Here is a 19,912-nt window from a genome sequence, read left to right on the forward strand (position 1 = left end):
CGCACGGCCCACCGGCCGGGGCGCGCGCCGTGAGCCGTGAGCCGTGGGCCGTGGGCCGCGACGAAACACATGAGCCACATGGGCCGCACGGCTGAGCGAGGCCCTCTTGTCCCCCGGTGCCCGCTGAACGACCATACGAACGGTTCCTGACCCGTTCATGGCAAAAGGTTGGGTGAGTCGCACCCGAACCACGCACGTTTCCCGCCCGTCCCTCAGCGGGTCCGCCCGCTGCCAGCGCAAGAGGAGACAACGTGGCACCACGGAGCAGCCGGACCGGCCGGATCAGACCCCTGCGCGCAGCCTGCGCGGCTCTGACCTCGCTTCTCCTGTTACCCATCGGCACCGGCACGGCGCTCGCCGCGCCCGCCCCCGCCGACCGGCCGTCATCGGCCGAACGCGCGATCGAGCCCCGGCTCAGGGCACAGCTGGCGGACGGCAAGACCGCCTTCTGGGTCTATCTCGACAGCTCCGCGGATCTGACCGCGGCCGGCCGCGCCACCACCAAGGCGGCCAGGGCGAAGGCGGTGTACGAGGCCCAGCGCGACCACGCCCGGCGCACTCAGGCCGATCTGCTCGCCGCCCTGAAGAACGCCCGGGCCGAGGCCACCCCGTTCTGGATCGTCAACGCCGTCCGGGTGGTCGGCGACGCCAAGCTCGCGAACAGCATCGCCCAGCGGCCCGAGGTCTCCCGGCTCGACGCCGACGACCGGGTGCCCCTCCCCCGGCCCGTCGAGGGCGGCAGGGAGCACACCGTCAACGCGGTCGAGTGGAACATCGACCGGATCAAGGCCCCCGAGGTCTGGAACGGGCTCGGGGTCCGCGGCGAGGGCGTCGTCGTGGCCAACATCGACACCGGGGTGGACTTCCAGCACCCGGCGGTCGACGGCCAGTACCGGGGCCGCGCCGCCGACGGCACCCTCAGCCACGACTACAACTGGTTCGACCCGGCCGCCGTCTGCCCCACCGACGCGCCCTGCGACAACAACAACCACGGCACCCACACCATGGGCACGATGGTCGGCGACGACGGCGCGGAGAACAAGATCGGCGTGGCCCCCGGGGCCCAGTGGATCGCCGCCAAGGGCTGCGAGTCCAGCTCCTGCTCCCAGGCCTCGCTGCTCGCCTCCGGCCAGTGGATGGTCGCCCCCACCGACCGGGCCGGCCAGAACCCCCGGCCCGACCTCGCCCCCGACATCGTCAACAACTCCTGGGGCAGCTCGGCCCACACCCCCTGGTACAAGGACGTCGTCAACTCCTGGCGCGCCGCCGGAATCTTCCCGGCCTTCTCCAACGGCAACAACGGCCCCGGCTGCGCCACCAGCGGCTCGCCGGGCGACTATGTGGCCTCCTACAGCTCGGGGGCGTTCGACAGCGCCAACGCCATCGCGAGCTTCTCCTCACGCGGCGCGGGCGACGAGGGCGGGATCAAGCCGAACATCGCCGCGCCCGGTTCCAATGTGCGCTCCTCGGTCCGCAACGGCGGCTACGGATCGCTCTCCGGCACCTCCATGGCCTCCCCGCATACCGCCGCCACCGTCGCGCTGATCTGGTCGGCCGCCCCCGCCCTGCGCGGGGCCGTGGCGCAGACCGAGGCGCTCCTCGACCAGACCGCGGTGGACGTCGACAGCACCGGCTGCGGCGGCACCCCCGCCGACAACAACACCTTCGGCGAGGGCAGGCTCGACGCGCTCGCCGCCGTCCAGAGCGCTCCGCGCGGCCCCGTCGGCTCCCTCACGGGCAGGGTCACCTCCGCCGGGACGCCCGTCTCCGGCGCGCGGGTCGTCGCCGAAGGCCCCATCAGCCGCACCGCGGTCACCGCCGCCGACGGCGGTTACACCTTCCCCGCCCTCTCGGTGGGCGACTACTCGCTGGCCGTCACCAAGTTCGGCTACGGCCGGGTCGCCGCGAGCGTACCGGTGACCGAAGGGGCCGCCGTCACCCGCGACTTCACCCTCGAACCCGTACCGTCGGCGAAGGTCACCGGCACGGTCACAACCGTCTCGGGGCCAGCGGCGGGGGCCTCCGTCACCGTCACCGGCACCCCCGTGACCGCCACCGCGGGCGCCGACGGCCGGTTCGAGCTGAGCCTGCCGCACGGCTCGTACGAGATCCGCGCCACCCACTCCTCCCGCTGTGTCACGGCGGGCAGCACCCAGGTCACCGTCGCCGCGGACACCACCGCGTCGGTGAGCCTGCCGGAGCGCACCGACGCGTACGGCCACGCCTGCGCGACCGGCTCCCGGACCTTTCCGACCGGCGACCACAAGCTGGCCCTGACCGGTGACGACGTCACCGAGCGGGTGGAGCTCCCGTTCCCCGTGCCGCTGTACGGCAAGAGCCACTCCACCGCCTGGGTGGGCAGCAACGGCACGGTGAGCTTCGGCGGGGCGCACACCAACGACTCCAACATCCAGATCCCGAGCACGAGCACACCCAACGCGGCCCTCTACCCGTTCTGGGACGATCTGGTGGTGGACACGGAGGGCAGCGTCCTCACCGGCGTCACGGGCACCGCGCCGCACCGCGCGTACATCGTGGAGTGGCGCAACGTCGTCCACTGGGCCGCGCAGTCCGACCGGTTCACCTTCGCCCTCGCGATCGGCGAGGACGGCAGGGTCTCCTACCACTACAAGGGCACCACCGGCGTCGGCCTCAAGGCCGGGTCGAGCGCGACCATCGGGGTGGAGAACGCGACGGGCACCGACGCCTTCTCCTACTCGCACAACACCCCGGTGCTCGGCGACGGACTGTCGATCTCCTTCCGCACCACCAAAAGCGGCGTGGTGCGCGGCCAGATCCTGGACGCCAACGACGGCAAGGGCGTCGGCGGGGCGACGGTCACCGTGGGCGAGGGGGCCACGGCGGTCACCGCCACCACCGGGACCGACGGCGGCTATGTCGTCCAGGCCCCGGTCGGCGACCACACCGTCGCACTCACCGCCCCCGCCTATCAGCGGGGCGATGCGGCCGTACGGGTGGAGGCCGACTCCGTGGCCTCGGTCAGCCAGTCGCTGCGCACCGGCAGACTCACCGCCTCCCGCGGCTCGCTCGACGTCGTGGCACCGGCGGAGCAGCGGCGCACCCGTACGATCGAACTGACCAACCCGGGCTTCGACACCCCGTACACCGTCGCCGAGGAGGCGTCCTGGCTGACCGTCACTCCCGCCGCCGGAGAACTGCCGACCGGGGGGCGGCAGCCGCTGACCCTGGTCGCGGACACCGCCGGTCTGACACCGGGCACGGTGCTCACCGCCGATGTGCGGATCGAGTCCCGGAGCGGGCGGACCCCCGTGGTGACCGTGCCCGTCAAGATAGTCGTACCGCGCCATCAGACCGCGCTGGACACCGGCGCGACGGCGGAGAAGGTCGACAGCCTCGGCGACACCTGGACCCCGGACCGGAAGTACACCGCCGGATCGTACGGGTACCAGGGGAACTCCTCGGTGAGGTCCACCGCTCGCGCCATCACCGGGACGGATGACCAGGCGCTGTTCCGCACGGCCCGGGAGGGGATGTACGAGTACCGCTTCGACCAGGTTCCCAACGGGGTCTACACGGTGGAGCTGGGCTTCGCCGAGGTGACGGCGGCCCGGCCGAACAAGCGGGTCTTCGACGTCCTCGCGGAAGGCGTGGAGGTGCTGCCCTCGCTGGACATCGCCCTGGAGGCGGGGTCGTACGCGGCGATCCAGCGCACCTACACGGTCACCGTGACCGACGGAACGCTCAATGTGCGGTTCGTCGCCCACGGCGGCTTCGGCAAACCCCTGCTCAACACGGTCCGGGTGACGGAGCGCCCCGACAAGGGCTGATCCCCGGCAGGCCGTTCCGCCCGGTGGGCGGGCCGGTGTCGCCGTCGAACCGCCGCGCGTACGCTCGTCAGCGCGGCAGTTCGGCGGCGACGGCGGTCGTCAGGGTCTCGGCCGTCGCGCACAGTTCCCGCTGCGGCCGTTTCCCCCACACCTCAAGCAGTACCAGTTCGACGGCGCTCCCGCCGGAGGGGTCCCGGTAGTCGCGGTACTCCGTACGGACCACACAGGTGTCGTCGCCGTGGCCCCCGGGTTCGACATGGGCCCGTCTGCCGCCGAGGGTCTTCGGCCGCCCGCTGCCCGCCGGTTCGTTGTCCCGGCTGAAGACGACATTGACCGCCGTGTCGCCGGCCGTGCTCCGCCAGGCGCACTCCCAGCGGGCGAAGTCGGCGTCCGGGGGCCGCCAGGCGCCGGCGCGGCGGAGGGCCCCGGTGTCCAGCAGCGCGCAGGCGTCGAGGCGGGCCAGGGACTTCGGGGCGAAGGAGCCGGGGCGCTCCGGGACGGGGCCCCGGTTGAGGACCGACACCGCGTGCTCGGTCGCGGCCCCGGCGAGCGCGCACAGATCGGGGGCGGGCTCGCGCTCCCGTCTCGCCGAGATCCAGATCTCATGGCCGTCGGCGAGCCGGAGATTGCGCTCGCACTCGTCCTTCTCGCCCGGCAGCTCGGAGACGACCACCTCGCCGATCCGTTCCGTACGCGCCCGGGAGCCCAGCTCCGCACGGTCGGCGGAGAAGCTGAGGACCACATCGGCGACCACCGGACCGCCGCGCTCCGCGCTGATCAGCACATCGCACCGGTCGAACTCTCCGTAGTCGCCGTCCACTTCGGCATGTCCGTGCCGGGCGAGCGCGTCGAGGCCGAGCAGTGCGCAGGGGTCGGCCCGCCGGTCGTCGAGCACGGCGGCCACCGGCCCGGGCGGGGGCGGTGCCGTACGGCCGCCGCCCACGACCCCCGTCAGGTCCCACGGTCCGAGCACGGCCACCGCCGCGACCCCCGCCAGGGCGAGCGCCGTCAGCCCGGCGGCCCTGCCCGACGGTCGCGCGCCGCGTGGCAGCGCACGCGCCCGGAGCGCGGCGAGAGGGCCGCCCCGGGTCTTCCGCAACCGGCGGCGGACCTCCGGGGGCGGCGGAGTCAACTCCATCAGGAGCTGCCGGACGGCCGCCGCGCCCGGGCGGCGGCGCGGATCCGCCCTCAGCATCGCCGACAGCGGATCCGTGAGCGGCCCGGCCCTGCGCGGCGGCTCGATCCGGCCCTCGGCCGCCCGGTTCAGATAGGCGAGGGCGTGCTCCGCCTCCCCGTAGGGCGAGCGGCCCTCGACCGCCGCGTACAGCGACGCGCCGAGCGAGAACACGTCCGACTTGTGGTCGGGCGCCTTCTCCCGCGCCACCTCGGGCGGCATGTAGCGGGGTTTCCCCCGTACCCCGGCGCTCTGTGTGGTCTCGCCCCACGCCGCGCGCGAGATCCCGAAGTCCGTGAGCTTGGCGACGCCGTCGGGGGTGACGAGGATGTTCTCCGGGGTCACATCGCCGTGCACCACACCCGCGCGGTGCGAGACCGCCAGCGCGTCGGCGATCTGGCAGCCGAGCGATCCCGCGGCCTCGGGCCCGATCCTGCCCTGCTCCCGGATGATCTCCCGCAGGCTCCGCGAGGGCAGATACTCCATCACGATCCAGCACACGGAGCCGTCGACGACGAAGTTGAGCACGCTCACGATGTTGGCGTGGTGGAACCGTCCCGCGTTCCGCGCCTCACGCCGGAGCCGTCTCGCGCTCCGCCCGTCCGGGACGCGCGCGCACTTGAGCGCGACGTCCCGCTCCAGCAGCTCGTCCCTCGCGAGCCACACAACCCCCATGCCGCCCGCGCCGATCTCCCTGATCAGCCGGTACCGGCCGTCGATCCTCCGGTCCTTCTCCATCACCGGTACCACGCCACCGTCACGGCCCCGGCCGTACCCTCAGCCATTCGCATGGCCACGGAGCGTACCGCCTCCGTAGCAGTGCGGAACCCTGGTCGCCGGGACGGCACCTGAACGAGGGGCTACAGCTCCCGGTACATCACACGCGGTGCCACCGGACCGTGCTCGGGATGGTCGAACGACGCCGGGACGGCGCCCAGGATCCGGAAGCCGAGCGAGGTCCACAGCCCCACCGCCGGGTTGGTCTCGACGACCGAGTTGAACACCATGATCATGGCGGTCGAGTCCGCCACACCCCCCGGGAGCGGCGGCGGTCCTCGCGGGCGAGGGCCGGACGCCGTGCGGAAGGTTCCTCCTGAGTGCCAAACCGTCCGGTTGGGGCACCAATCGAGCGCCGGGCCGCTAGCGTCGTAAGCAGGACCATGATGAACGGGGGTTGGCCGTGGTCTACAGCGATCATGAACCGCCGCAGTGCTCGGGCGGGCACGTGGGCATGTCGACGGGCGCCGGCATCGATGTTCAGCGGAGACTGGAGACCCTGATAAGGGACTTCCGTGCCAATGAGCCGCCGATGCCGGTCGTCGTGCTCCACGCGGACGAGGCGTCCGACGACGGAAAAGTCACCAACCTGGTGGAGGAGTTGTACACGGGGCAGGACACGCACGGCACCCGCTGCGCCGTCGTACCCGCGCAGCAGGAGGGACCGACCGAGGTGCGGCGGGCGGCCGGACTCGTCCGCGAGCTGGGGGATCCGAGGCGGTGGGACAGCCGGCACTCGATCTACCGGCGGTACGCCTTCCCCCGGCTGCGTCTGGTGCGCGCGATCGAGGACGCCGTGGGCGAGCTGGACGCGGACTGGCCGCAGGCGCCTTCGGCGGCGGGCTCCCGGGGGAGCCCGCCAGACCCGGCGCAGCAGCTGCTGGACCAGCTCGCGCGGCAGCGCTGGCGGCCGAAGGGCGCGGCCCGCTGGAGCAGTGGGCTGCGCATGTTCGACATGGCGCACATCCTGCCCGCGAGCCTGGTCGCGGTGCTCGCCGCGCTGCTAGCCCGGAGTCACTGGTCGGTGGCGCTGGCCTCGGGCACCGGGTTTCTGCTGCTGCTGGTGGTGCTCGACAATGTGCTGCCGGGACGGGCTCCGATCTTTCTGTGGCTGCGCAGGGAGAGCCGCTGGTTCATGACGACGACGTTCCTCAGGGCGGCGGCGCGCGGCCGGCCGACCGATGTCTCGCTGTTGCGGCCCGCCCGTTCCTGGAACGCGATCTCGGCGCGGGCGTACGACGTGGCGGAAGCCCTCAAGTCGGGGGACGACTTCCAGCTCCAGCTCTATGTACTCGCCCTGTTCGAGGATCTGCGGGACAACCACCGCCGGTGGAGCTGGGATCTGCGCGGGTTCAAACGGCCGCGTCCGCCCGCGCTCTTCCTGCCGCAGCTGACCGAGGCGAACGGCGGGATCGAGCTGATCAAGGCGGTCAGCGATGTCCGCAGTCGGCGCAGTGAGCTGGATCCGCTGCTGATCGTGGCGGCGGCGCGGGGGGCCGATGTGCCGAGGCTCCAGCGCAGTGTCATCCAGGGGCCGGGCGGTACGCCGCAGACCTGGTACCACGAGTGGGCGCGGAATCTGCGGGCCGGGCAGTCGCCGAGCCGGGAGCTGGCCGAGCTGCCGTGGGTGCTGAAGGTGGCGCTGCCCAGCGGCCGGCTGGTGCCGGTGGAGGGGCTCCGGCACTGTGTACGGACTCCGTCCCGGCCGACCGTGGCCCGGCTGGTGTGGTCGCTGCACGCCATGGGACTGGTGGGGGTCCTCCTCACGGCGGGGCTGGCTGTGCGGGCGGAGACACTGCACGACCGGCACTGCTCGGCTTCGCTGCTGAGCGCCAATGAGGACACGGTGAAACGGTCCGTTCCCCATGGCAGGACGGAGTGCGTGGGCATCGCCACCGGGGATGTGCGGTTCGGCGACTGGGTGCCCAAGGAGAAGGCGGAGGACCAGAAGGGGGGCCGGCGGCCCGGTTGGAGCCTGGCGGACCTGGAGCGGGCCATCAAGAAGGCCAATGCGAAGGTCATGGGCCGGCGTGACAGCGAGTACGTCACGATCGTCTACGCCGGACCGCTGAGCGCCGACCCGGAAGGCGGATCCTCCCCACTGAAGGGCATCGAGGAGCTGGCGGGCGTGCATCTGGCTCAGTCCGTCATCAATGAGAACTCCCCTGTCGGACTGCGGGTCCTGATCGCCAACGGCGGCGTGGACATGCTGCACCAGAAGGAGATGGCGGAGGCCGTCGCCGCGTACGCGGACAGGGACCGGACCCTGGTGGGCGTCGTGGGCAACGGGCGGAATCTGGAGTCCAGCAAGGACGCGACCAGGATCCTGCGGAACGCGGATCTGGCGGTGGTCTCGGGAACCAACTCCGCCACGAAGCTGGCACAGGAGTTCGGCAACTGGTTCAGTCTGGCGGCGACCGACGAGTGGCAGGTCGAGCAGTTGGGGCTGATCGCGTCCCAGCTGCGGAAGCCCCACCGACGGCAGCAGCATGCGGTCGTCCTCACCCAGGAGGACGGGAACGCCGATGATCTGTACACGAAGGAGCAGGCGGAGTTCGCCATGCGCATGCTGAAAGACCAGGGCTTCGAGCGGGAGCAGAAGCGGTACGCGGTCAAAGGGGGCAAGCCCGAACTGCTCTCCGGCTCGGAGGGAATCTGCGGCGGGGGTAGCGGGTCGACCGTGATCTACTTCGCGGGCCGGGTGGAGCACCTGGGCCCGCTGATGAACCAGCTCGACACTGATTCGGGGTGCGAGAATCAGGACATCTCCATCCTCGGCGGCGACGATCTGTCGAAGGCCGACTTCTCCCCGAACGGGGTCGGGGTCGGTTCGGAGGTGACGCTGTACCACTCGGTCCTGGCCGAGCTGGAGCGGGCGGAGGAGCAGACGGCCTTCTACCAGGAGGCCGCCAAGCACCTTCCCGGGCTGTCCTCCCAGCGCCTCTCCCCCACGACCCCGGTGCTGGCCAGCGGTCAGACGGCGCTGGCGCACGACGCGACCCGGGCCCTGCATGCGGCGGCGACCCGCTCCGGCGGCTCGCACACCCGCGCCGAGACCTGGGTGAACCTCCGGACGGTCCGGCTCTCGGGGATGGCGACGGGCACGATCGACTTCACCGGAGCGACGCCGTACAAGAACCGCAAGGGCCACAGCATCGCGCTGAAGGAGGTGCGGCGCGGCGACAGCGTGAGCTCACGCTCACGGGTGCTGTGCAGCAGGCTCGCGGGGAACACCCAGCCGCTCACGGAGAAGGAGTGCGCGATCCGGAAGAAGTGAACGCGGGGTCAGCTCCGGGCGGACCCGAGGGCTTTTGACACGGGGGCGCGGGTCGTGCGCGGTGCACGGCGCGCGCCCCCCGCTTTTCACCATTAATCCGACCAGCCAACCCCATGATCGAACCGACGAGTTCAAGACATCAACAAACCTCCTCAATTCCTCTGTTGAACCGTCTCACCAGGCCAAGATAAGGTCAACGCGGCCTACAGGCTTGGAAATACCGGCAAAGAGTGAATACCGAGATTGATTCAGGAGCCGGCACAGAGGAGGAGCGATGAAGGGGCACGGCAGAGTGAAGGTCCTTCTCGTCTGCGAGAATGAGTTGGAACGTGCCGGACTGAGCGCCATACTCAACAATGACCGTGAGATATCGGTCATCGGAGAAGTGAGTGCCCTCTCGGAAGCCCCAAGGTCTGCCGAACAATTCAGACCGGACATCATCCTCTGTAGCTACCACGAATTCTCGGCGCACACCTTGAAGATCGCCGAGCAGGTCGCCATGCAGTCCAAGAGCGGTATACCCATATATATGATATTCCTGGCCACTTTCCCGGGGGACCAGGTCATCAACCTGCTCCGCATCGGCAGATGCACGGTTCTGGACCGGCGGATCAGCCCGACCGAACTCATTGCGGCCATCCGGGTCAGCATCGCCGGATACACCCCGGTAAAAGATGATGTCGTGGGAAATCTGGCCCGCGCTTCGGTGGCCCTCAAGGGAGGCGACCACAGCAGCAGGGAACATCTCCTCTCCCTGACCAGACGGGAGCGGAACGTCTTTGAACTCATGGTCCAGGGTCTTTCCAACCCGGAGATAGCGGCCTGGCTCAAGGTGGCGGAGTCCACCGTCAAATCGCATGTTCAGGGAATTCTGAGCAAACTCGATGTACGCGATCGGGTCCAGGCCGTCATCTACGCCTACGAAGCGGGAATCGTCAGCCGGCCGTCCCAGCGGGAATCCCGGAGATAGGCGAGCGGCCGGCGGGCCCGGGGCAGTGCGTCCCGGGCCCGCTCCTCTGGCCGGCGGCCTCCGCTCAGGCCCGGCCGGCCAGTTCGTCGGTGATGAAATCCGCCAGATCGGTGAGGCTCTGCCCGCCGAGCATTCTCGCCATCGGCACCATCACCCCGTACTCCCGCTGCACCTGGCTCCGCACCTCGGTGGCCATCAGCGAGTCGAGCCCCTGACGGTTCAGCGGTTTGCGGTCGTGCAGCCGCCGCGTGGGCAGAGCCAGCACCTTCGCGATCCGCTGGGTCAAGAACGCCCGGACCGTGCCCGGGTCGCCGTCCGACCCGGGGCCTTCTGGCCCGGGCGACGGCACGGCGGCCTCGGTTACGGCTTCGGCTTCGGCTTCGGCGACACTCGCCACCGGGACCGGGACCGGGACCGGCGGGGGCGGGGGCGGGGGCGGGGGCGGGCCCATCTCGGTGACCAGCTCCCGCAGCAGCGGATCCCGGGCCGCGTCGGGGTACGCGGCGCTCCAGCGGCCCCAGTCGGCGGCGAGCACCGTGAGCTGCGCCGCCCGGCTTCCCCAGATGCTCTGGAGCAGCCCGATCCCCTCCTCGGGGGTGAAGCTCTCGATCCCCCTCGGCGCGAGACTCCGCTCGTGCTCATCGTCGTACCGGGCCACCATCCCGACCGACGACCAGAACCCCCAGTTGACCGAGAGCGCGGGCAGCCCCAGGTCGCGCCGGTGGTGCGCCAGTGCGTCGAGACCCGCGTTGGCCGCCGCGTACGCGCCCAGCATCGGGGAGCCGAGAACCGCCGACGCGGAGGAGAAGAGCACGAAGAAGTCGAGCGGAGACCCTTCGAGCAGCCGGTGCAGATTCCACGCCCCGGTGACCTTCGGCCCGATCATGGCGTCGAACTGCTCGGGTTCCGTCTCGGCGGCCGAGGCCAGCTCGATGACCCCGGCGGCGTGGAGGACACCCCGTACCGGCGGCAGACCGGCGCTTTCGTGCTCCCCGAACACCGCGCGCAGCGCGTCCTCGTCGGCCACGTCGACCGCGTGGTACGCGACGCGCGCACCGCCGCGCTCCAGCTCGCGCAGGAGCCCGGCCCGGTCGCCGAGCGGAGAGCGGCCCAGCAGGATCAGCTCCCGGGCACCACGCTCCACCAGCCAGGCGGCCAGCTTCAGCCCGATGCCGCCGAGCCCGCCGGTGACCACATAGGCGCCGTCGGACACCAGCACGGGACCGCCGTCGCCGGACGGGAGGACTGCGGCCGACGCGGCGGCGGGGACGGGGACGGGGACGGGGACGGGGACGGCCGGAACGGCGGCGGGCTCCTCGGTATCGTCCAGGCGCACCAGGACCTTGCCGATGTGCTGGGCCCGTGCCATCCGCCGGAACGCCGCCTCGACATCGGCGATGCCGTACTCCTCGTACGGCAGCGGCTCCACCGCCCGGCCCTCGACGAGTTCGAGTACGCGCTCCAGCAGTTCGCCCGCCCGCCGGGGCCGGTGCCGGAGCATGTCGACAAGGTCCATCGAGAAGAACGCCAGATTCTTCGAGAACGGCAGCAGCCCGATCGAGCTGTTCTCGATCAGATCCTTCTTGCTGAGTTCCACATAGCGTCCGTACGGCGCGAGGACGGAGAGGCTCCGGGGGATCGCGTCCCCCGCGAGGGAGTTGAGGACGACATCCACCCCATCGCCCCGGGTGGCCGCCGCCACCTCGTCGGCGAACGCCGTCGACCGGGAGTCGAAGACGTGCTTCACACCGAGGGTCTTCAGCAGCGCGCGCTTTCGCGGGCTGCCCGCCGTCGCGTAGATCTCCGCACCGCGCCACCGGGCGAGCTGGATCGCGGCCAGCCCCACGCCACCGGTCGCCGAGTGGATCAGGACCCGCTCCCCGGGGGCCAGTCTCGCCAGCTCGCACAGTCCGTAGTACGCGGTGAGATACGCCGCCGGGAGGGTGAGCGCCTCCTCGGCCGTGAGCCGGGCCGGGATCCTGCCCACCAGATGGGCGCTGGTGACCACATGGCTGGCGAGGGCCCCCTCGGAGAGCGCGACGACCTCGTCGCCGGGGAGCAGCCCCGCCACGCCGTCGCCGAGTTCCGTGATGACGCCCACGCACTCCCAGCCCAGGGGGGCCGCGTCGCCGAGGCCGGGGTACGCGCCCATCGCCGTCAGCACGTCCCGGTAGTTGAGAGCCGTCCGGGTGACCCGGATCGCGACCTCGCCCGGACCGGGCGCGCGCCGCTCCACCGGTACGGGGCCCAGCTCGTCCAGCAGGCCCGCCGTGCGGCTGCGGACCTCGAAAGCCGGCGGAAGCACGGCGGGCGCGGTGACGGCGGTGACGGGCTCCGGGGCCAGGGCCGGGGCCAGGGCCGGGGCCGGGGCCGGGGCCAGGGCCGGAGTGTGCGCCACCAGCCGGGCCGTGTACCGCCGGCCGCCCCGGAAGGCGATCTGGTTCTCGCCGTCGTCCTGGGCGAGCAGTTCCGCGCCCAGCAGTCCGGCGGCCCCCCTTCCGGCCCCGGCGGGCAGGTCGATCAGGACGCAGCGCGCCGAGCCCCGCTCCTGGATCAGCGAGCGGCCCAGGCCCCACACCGTCGCCTGGCCCACCGACATCCCACCCGGGTGGTCCGGCAGCCGCTGCGCGCCCTCGGTCACCAGCCACAGCCCGCTCCCGTACCACGGCGTCCCCTCCAGGGCCCGGGTCAGACGCAGCACGCTGTGCCCGCCCAGCCGTGCCGCCGAGGCCGTCGCCCCGGCCGCGCTCCCCCCGAGGGGGCCGGGGTCGCGGGCGTCCCGTGACCACAGATGGACGATGCCCTCGCAACGGCTGTCGCCGACCTCCCCGCGCACCTCCGCGAGGAGTTCGCGATAGTCGTCGGGGCCGGTCTCGTACCGGTCCGGGGCCCTCTTGGCGAGCGCCGCGCCCGATGTCACGACGATCACACGGCCGCCGAGCATGCCCTTGAGGGTGTCGGCGGTGTCGCTCCGGTCGGCGAGAACCAGCCAGAAGCCGGTGCGCGGCCCACCGGGCGCCGGGCGTGCGACCGGCCGCCAGACGACCTCGTGGAGCCAGTCGGTCCGCCGGGGGGACGCCGTACGGAGTACGAGGAAGCGCAGCCGTACGCCGCCGAGTTCGGCGAGCAGCTCGCCGTCCTCGTCGCGTACCTCGACATCGCCGACGACGGCGTCCGGCCGGTCCTCGGTGCGTACCGCGTGGCTCCAGACCGGCCCGCGCGGGCGTCGGTGGAGACGGACCCGGTCGATGCCGCCGAGGACGAAGGCGTCGTGTTCGCCGTCGGCGCGGAAGCTCTCGAAAGCCGCCGCCAGGGTGTGTCCGCAGGCGTCGAGCAGCGCGGGGTGGAAGTGATGGGCCGGGTCGCCGTCGGGGACGGACGCCGGGGGCTCGATGCGGGCGAGCGCCTCGCCGTCCCGCCGCCAGAGCCGGGTGACGCCCCGGAAGGCCCCGAGCCACTGGTTGCCCTTGGCGGCGAAGCGGCGGTAGAACTCCTCGCCGGGGAGTTCCGCCCCCTCGCTCCGCGCCCGTTCGCGGGAGGCGACCTCGGCACGCGCCGCGGCGGGCGGCCCTTCACCAGGGTCCAGTAGGCCGGTGACATTGCGCCGGTGCTCCGACTGGTCGTGGTGGCGGCTGCCGATCTCGAAGCCCCAGCCTCCTTCGGGGTCCTGGCGCAGTGTTACGCGGACCACGGGCGGCGGCTCGGACCCGGTGAGGAAGATGCCCTCGTGGTAGGTGACGTCCCGGATGGCGGGCACGGTCCCGAAGACGGTGGCGGCCGCCGCCGCGGCCATCTCGATGTAGGCGGTGCCGGGGATGATGACGACGCCCTGGACCTGGTGGTCCCGGAGGTAGGCGTTGGCCGTGAGGTCGAGAGGGCCTTCCCAGACCCGGTCACCGCCTGTGCCCGTGCCCGTGCCCGCGTCGGCCACGGGGGCGCCCAGCAGGGGATGGCCGGGCGGCGCGGCGGACGGCGCGGCGGGCGGGGCGGCGGATTCGGTGCCGGACGTGGGGCGCTCGGGGAACCAGTACCGCTGCCGCTGCCAGGCCGGGCCGGGCAGCCGGACGTAGCGCGCCTCCGGTTCGAAGATCCGGCCGAGGTCGACCGGGTGTCCGCTCAGCCGTACGGCGGCGAGCGAGTCGAGCAGGGCCGCGAGTTCGGGGGTGTTGCGGCGGGTGGATCCCACCGCGAGGGCCCTGCCGGGCGACTGGTAGGCGTACTCGCTCATCGCCGGGGTGAGGATGGGGTGCGGGCTGATCTCGATGAATACGGTCGGGCCCTCGTCCAGCAGCTTCTGGACGACGGGTCCGAATCGCACCGGCTCCCGCAGATTGCGCGCCCAGTAGGCCGCGTCGAGACCGGTTCCGTCGACGGGCTCCGCGTCGACGGTGGAGTACATGGGGACGGATCCGGCGCGCGGGGCGAGGGAGCCGAGGGCTTCGAGGAGGGGCTCGCGCAGCGGCTCCACCTGGGGGCCGTGCGAGGCGAAGTCGACCCGCACCAGCCGGCAGAAGACACCGCGCTCCTGGAGCGAGGTCAGCAGCTCCCGCATCGCGTCGCCGTCGCCGGAGAGCACGGTCGAGGTGGGCCCGTTGATCGCGGCGACGGAGATGAGACCGGCGTACCGGCTCAGCTCCTCGGCGGCGTCCTCGGCCCCGAGTTCCACGGAGGCCATCGCCCCGTTCCCGGAGACCGACTTGGCCAGGGCGCTGCGCCGGCAGATGACGGCCGCCGCGTCCGCCACACCGAGGGAGCCCGCGACGCAGGCGGCGGCCGCCTCGCCCATGCTGTGGCCGACGACGTAGTCGGGTTCGACGCCCCAGGACCGCCAGAGGGCGGCGAGCGCCACCTCGACCGCCCACAGGGTGGGCTGGATGACGTCGACGCCTTCGAGCGCTCCGCCGCCGGTGAGCCGGTCCATCACGGACCAGCCGGTCTCGGCGCGGACCGCCGCGTCGCACTCTTCGAGCGCCCTGCGGAACACAGGCTCGGCCGTGAGCAGCTCACGGCCCATGCCGACCCACTGCGAGCCCTGGCCCGGGAAGACGAAGACCACCCGGGAGCGTTCCTCGTACACCTCGTCGGCGGACCGGGTGAGGGGGCCGGGCTCGTCCTCCAGGAACGCCGACAGCCTGCCGGTCAGCTCCTTGCGGGTGGAGCCGACGACGGTCAGCCGGCTCTCGTGGCTGTCGCGGCGGGTGGCCGCGCTGTAGCAGATGTCGCGCAGCGGGGTCTCGTGGCCCGCGCCGCCCGGCTCCAGATGGCGCAGATAGCGGGCGGCGGTCTCGCGGAGGGTCTCCGGGCTGTGCGAGGAGAGACTCAGCAGCCGGGGGCGGCCGTCCTCCTCGGGCGCGGTGGCGGGGGCGGGCTCGGTCCGCGCCGGGTGGTGTGCGCCGAGGACGATGTGCACATTGGTGCCGGAGATGCCGAAGGAGCTGACGCCGGCGATTCCCGGCCGTTCGTCCTGGGGCCACTCCCGGGTCCGCTGGGGCACGTGCAGCGGGGTGTTCGCCCAGTCGATCGCCGATGTCAGCTCGGCGCTGTGCAGGCTGGGCGGGATCACCCCGTGCTCCAGGCACATCACCGCCTTGATCAGACCGGCGATCCCGGCGGCGCCCTCCGCGTGCCCGATGTTCGTCTTGACGGAGCCCACGATCAGCGGCCGGTCCGCGGGCCGGTCCGCGCCGAGCACGGCCGCCAGCGCACCCAGCTCGACCGGGTCGCCCACCGGGGTGCCGGTGCCGTGCGCCTCCACGTAGTCGACCCTGGACGGGTGGATTCCGGCGTCGGCGTAGGCCGCCCGCAGGGTCTTCTCCTGTCCCGACCGCGCGGGGGCCATCATCGCGCCGCCGCTCCGGCCGTCGTTGACGGTGGCGGAGCCGAGGATGACCGCGCGGACGGCGTCCCCGTCGGCGATCGCGTCCTTGAGGAGTTTGAGGACGACGACGCCGACGCCTTCGCTGCGGACGAAGCCGTTCGCCGACGCCGACGCGAACTTGCAGCGGCCGTCGGGCGAGAGCATCTTGCCGCTGGAGAAGGTGATGCTCTCCTCGGGGACGAGGATGAGATTGACCCCGCCGGCCAGCGCCAGGGTGGATTCGCCGCCGCGCAGACTCTGGCAGGCCAGATGAACGGCGGTGAGGGAGGAGGAGCAGGCGGTGTCGACGGTGAGGCTGGGGCCCTGGAGATCGAAGGCGTAGGAGAGTCTGCCGGAGAGGACACTGGGTGTGGATCCGGCGTTGGCGTAGATGTCGAGGACTCCCGAACGGCTCATCGCGTCCCAGTAGTTACGGCCCAGGGAGCCGATGAAGACTCCGGTGCGGCCGTCCGCCAGCCGCTCCCTGGTGAAACCCGCGTCCTCGGCGGCGGCAGCGGTGGTCTCCAGGAGTAATCGCTGCTGGGGGTCCATGTGGTGGGCCTCGCGCGGGGCCACGCCGAAGAAGTCGGCGTCGAACTCGTCGATTCCGTCGAGGAATCCGCCCCAGCGGCTGACGATCTTCCCGGGCTTTCCCGGACAGGGGTCGTAGAATTCCTCTATGTCGAATCGGCTGGCCGGTACTTCGCTTATGCTGTCGTGTCCTTCGCCCAGGCGTGACCAGAACTCGGTGAGATCGGCGGCTCCCGGGAATGTGCACGCCATGCCCACCACGGCGACAGCGGGGCCGTTCCCCTCGGGGTTTTCCTTGGAGTTTTCCTTGGAGTCTTCCTTGTGGATCTGGCGGTCGTCGGATGTCTCGCGGCGCTTGCGGCTGGCCATGTGAACTCCTCGGTTGTCAGATCGCCCAGGGGGCGGCCGCGTCGATGGTCAGCACGGCGCTGCTGACCACGAAACCCGGTGCCGCGCCCGCGAGCAGTACATGGTCTCCGGGCTTGAGCAGCCCCATCGACACATAGTGGTCGAGCGCCACCACGTGATCGCTCGCCGCGAGATGACCGACGGTACGTCCGAAGTCCCAGCTCGACTTCGACTCCGGAATTCCGAGAGGGTCGAGGAAGAATTGCGCGACAAGGTAGTGGCCCTGGTTCACATAGATCGCCCTGGCGATGTCTCCGACGCCTATCCCGGCCTCGTCCAGCGAGCGCAGCGCCACATCGGCCTGCCACTTCGCGATGGTCTCGTTGACCTCCGCGAGCGTCCGGTCCGCGCGGCTGAAGTGCCGGGCCCGCTCGACCATGTCGATGGTGGCCCGGCCGTGCGGGTCGAACAGCGGCTCGCCGCCCCGGTGCAGCCCTTCCAGCTCGGGGATCATCAGCTGGTTGACCGATCGCACCCGGGCGATGCCGCCGGTGGTGTCGAGCAGCATCGCGCTCCCGGCGTCCCCGATCACCGTGCCCGGGCCGTAGCCGCGCCAGCGGTCGGCCCGGGGGGAGGTGAAGTTGTCCGCCGTGGTCAGGAGCGCGGTCGTGCTCATGGGGTCCAGGCTGAGCCGGCCGGCCGCCAGCTCCATGGCGGCCAGCATTCCGTTGCAGCCCTGCTGTATTTCGAAGGCGGGGATGTTCCCGGCTCCGATTTCCCGGGCGATGTATCCGCCCGGGTACCACATTTCGGGGCCTTGTCGCAGTACACAGGAGTGCACCAGCAGATCCACCGACGACGCGTCGGAGCCCGCTCTGGTCAAGGCGTCACGGGCGGCGGAGACCGCCATGTCCACGGGTGGGGTGTCACCGGCTATCAGGGTTCCGGTGACACCGGAGTCCAGCATGAGGATCTCGTCGTACAGACCCATGTCGACGGCTCGGCGACTGGTCATTCGCTCGGGAAGGTAGGTACCCAGCCCGCTGATGTAGAGATTCTCCAGCTTCATAAACGCCTCCTGGGCGGGCGGTCACGGCCGGGATGCGCGGCGCGACAGTTTCTGGGAGATGAGTGAACCGATGCGGCGCAGCGGCCCCGGATTCGCCATCTCGCCGTGTTCGCAGGCGATCGGATGGTTCTCCACCCGGCCGTTCACATGGGGGGTCCAAGCCTCGTGGCTCATCCAGTCCTCGATTCGCCCCTCGGTGGCGGTGAAGAAGAGAACATCGCCGTCGTAAACCACCGGTTCATGCGCTTCGACGAGGCGGATGTTGTTGGTGACGATGTCGACGAGGGAGCGCATCCGCGCCGAGGTGAGACCGGCGAACGGGGAACCGTCCTCGGGGACGAGTTCCATGAGCTTGGGCAGATCGAGAGCGCTCCGGGCCGGCTCGCCGGCGTCCCGGCCGAGGCCTTCCAGCAGCAGTCGCGCGATCTCTTGATCGCCGGGGATCTTTCCGGCGAGCGGGGGGTTGGGGTAGGAGTCCAGCAGGGCCAGCAGGGCGACCTCTTCGCCCTGTTCCCGCAGCCGGGCGGCGATCGCGTGGGCGACGATTCCGCCGTACGACCAGCCGAGGAGATGGTAGGGGCCGGCCGGCTGGACGGCGCGCAGGGTGTTCACATAGTCGGCGGCCATGTCGTCCAGCGCGGTGGGAGGTTCCTCTCCGTCGGACATGCCTCGGGCCTGGAGGCCGTAGATGGGGTGCCCGGTGTCGATGCCGCTCATCAGGCCCGCGTAGCACCAGCTCAGTCCGCCGGCCGGGTGTACGCAGAAGATCGGCGGCTTGGTTCCGCGCGGCCGGAGCGGCAGCAGGGCGGCGAAGGAGTCGCCGGTCCCGCCGCCGTCGGGGTCCAGCTCGGCGAGCGCGGCGACGGTCGGGAACTCGAAGAGGGTCCTGATGGTGTGCTGGACACCGAGGGTCTCCCGTACCCGGCTGATGAGCCGGGTGGCGAGGAGGGAGTGACCGCCCAGCTCGAAGAAGTCGTCGTGGATTCCCACGCGCGGCAGTTCGAGCACTTCGGCGAAGAGCCGGCTCAGGGTGGCTTCCTGAGGTGTGCGGGGTGTGTCGTCGGTGATGGCGGTGGTGAAGTCGGGGGCGGGCAGGGCCTGTCGGTCGAGCTTGCCGTTGACCGTGCGGGGAAGACCGTCCAGGACGACGACCGCGGCCGGGACCATGTGGTCGGGGAGATGGCGGGCCAGCTCCCGCCGTACCACCGCACCGTCCAGAACCACCCCGGCACGCGGGACGACGTACCCGACGAGGCGGCGGTCGTCCGGCCGGTCGGAGCGGACCGCGACGGCGGCCTGGGCGACCTGCGCGTCACGGAGGAGTACGGCCTCGATCTCACCCAGCTCGATACGGAAACCCCGCACCTTCACCTGATCGTCGGCCCGGCCGACATACTCCAGACTGCCGTCCCGCAGTCGGCGCACCAGATCCCCCGTCCGGTACATCCGCGTCCCCGCCGGACCGTACGGATCGGCGACGAACCGGCCCGCCGTGAGGACGGCGCGTCCCGCGTAGCCGCGCGCGAGACCCTCACCCGATATGTAGAGTTCGCCGGTGACGCCGACGGGCACGAGCCTGAGGGCGGGGTCGAGGACATGGAGGCGGGTCCCGGTGACGGGACGGCCGATGGGCGGACGGGCATCGCCGGTCAGAGGCCGGGAGAGCGCGGCGCAGACCGTGGACTCGGTCGGCCCGTAGGCGTTGATCATCCGCCGACCCGGCGCCCAGCGTCCCACCAGTTCACCCGCGCACGCCTCACCGCCCACCACCAGGGTCTCCAGTGAAGGGAGTTCGGCCTCCGCGAGACCCGACAGGACCGTCGGCGGGATCAACGCGTGCGTGATCCGGTTCCGCTCCAGCTCACGAACCAGGTCCTCACCGCCGAGACGGCCCGCCGGAGCCACCACCAGCGCCCCCGACGACGCGAACGCCATCAGCATCTCCATCACCGCCGCGTCAAAACTGAACGACGCCAGCTGCAACACCCGACTGTCCGTGCTCAGCCCGAAGCGCTCCACCTGCTCCGCCGCCAGTACCCCCAGCCCCGTATGCGACACCACCACACCCTTCGGCCGGCCCGTCGACCCCGAGGTGTAGAT

Annotated in this window: 7 protein-coding genes and 1 pseudogene; 3 read left to right on the plus strand and 5 right to left on the minus strand. The window is 71.5% G+C overall.

Features of this window, described 5'->3' with window-relative positions; all coding sequences use genetic code 11:
• The first annotated feature begins 251 nt into the window (after window positions 1-251).
• Window positions 252-3,809, plus strand: a complete 3,558-nt coding sequence (locus IE247_RS32065; protein WP_190126876.1) for a S8 family serine peptidase — start codon at window positions 252-254, stop codon at window positions 3,807-3,809.
• Between the two features lie 67 nt (window positions 3,810-3,876).
• On the opposite strand, the gene IE247_RS32070 is transcribed toward IE247_RS32065, so the two are convergent.
• Window positions 3,877-5,721 carry a serine/threonine-protein kinase gene (locus IE247_RS32070; RefSeq protein WP_190126877.1) on the minus strand — a complete coding sequence of 615 codons (1,845 nt, stop codon included), beginning with the start codon at window positions 5,719-5,721 and terminating at the stop codon, window positions 3,877-3,879.
• A gap of 122 nt (window positions 5,722-5,843) precedes the next feature.
• A pseudogene (locus IE247_RS32075) lies at window positions 5,844-5,990 on the minus strand (GNAT family N-acetyltransferase); the annotation flags it as partial.
• A 224-nt stretch (window positions 5,991-6,214) separates the two neighbouring features.
• Between IE247_RS32075 and IE247_RS32080 the strand changes: the two are divergent.
• Both IE247_RS32080 and IE247_RS32085 read left to right on the plus strand, forming a co-directional pair.
• Window positions 6,215-9,037: a type 1 periplasmic-binding domain-containing protein gene (locus IE247_RS32080; RefSeq protein ID WP_190126878.1), complete on the plus strand. Its 2,823-nt coding sequence runs from the start codon at window positions 6,215-6,217 to the stop codon at window positions 9,035-9,037.
• Between the two features lie 274 nt (window positions 9,038-9,311).
• Window positions 9,312-10,007: a LuxR C-terminal-related transcriptional regulator gene (locus tag IE247_RS32085; RefSeq protein ID WP_190126879.1), complete on the plus strand. Its 696-nt coding sequence runs from the start codon at window positions 9,312-9,314 to the stop codon at window positions 10,005-10,007.
• Between the two features lie 64 nt (window positions 10,008-10,071).
• On the opposite strand, the gene IE247_RS32090 is transcribed toward IE247_RS32085, so the two are convergent.
• The 3 genes from IE247_RS32090 to IE247_RS32100 all read right to left on the minus strand — a co-directional run.
• Complete coding sequence (locus IE247_RS32090) at window positions 10,072-16,764, minus strand: type I polyketide synthase (RefSeq protein ID WP_190126880.1); 6,693 nt, start codon at window positions 16,762-16,764, stop codon at window positions 10,072-10,074.
• 16 nt (window positions 16,765-16,780) lie between these two features.
• Window positions 16,781-17,812, minus strand: a complete 1,032-nt coding sequence (locus IE247_RS32095) for a ketoacyl-ACP synthase III family protein (RefSeq protein ID WP_190126881.1) — start codon at window positions 17,810-17,812, stop codon at window positions 16,781-16,783.
• Window positions 17,813-17,833: 21 nt separating this feature from the next.
• Window positions 17,834-19,912 (minus strand): alpha/beta fold hydrolase (locus IE247_RS32100; RefSeq protein ID WP_190126882.1); only part of this gene is annotated, 2,079 nt, incomplete at its 5' end.

The sequence above is a fragment of the Streptomyces inusitatus genome, from assembly GCF_014651115.1.
GTDB classification, from domain to species: domain Bacteria; phylum Actinomycetota; class Actinomycetes; order Streptomycetales; family Streptomycetaceae; genus Streptomyces; species Streptomyces amakusaensis.

Bases quoted from the DNA above. Each gene is read 5' to 3' on its own strand.
- IE247_RS32080 (WP_190126878.1), top strand. From the start codon at position 6,215: ATGTCGACGGGCGCCGGCATCGATGTTCAGCGGAGACTGGAGACCCTG.
- IE247_RS32090 (WP_190126880.1), bottom strand. From the start codon at position 16,764: ATGGCCAGCCGCAAGCGCCGCGAGACATCCGACGACCGCCAGATCCAC.
- IE247_RS32085 (WP_190126879.1), top strand. From the start codon at position 9,312: ATGAAGGGGCACGGCAGAGTGAAGGTCCTTCTCGTCTGCGAGAATGAG.
- IE247_RS32095 (WP_190126881.1), bottom strand. From the start codon at position 17,812: ATGAAGCTGGAGAATCTCTACATCAGCGGGCTGGGTACCTACCTTCCC.
- IE247_RS32070 (WP_190126877.1), bottom strand. From the start codon at position 5,721: ATGGAGAAGGACCGGAGGATCGACGGCCGGTACCGGCTGATCAGGGAG.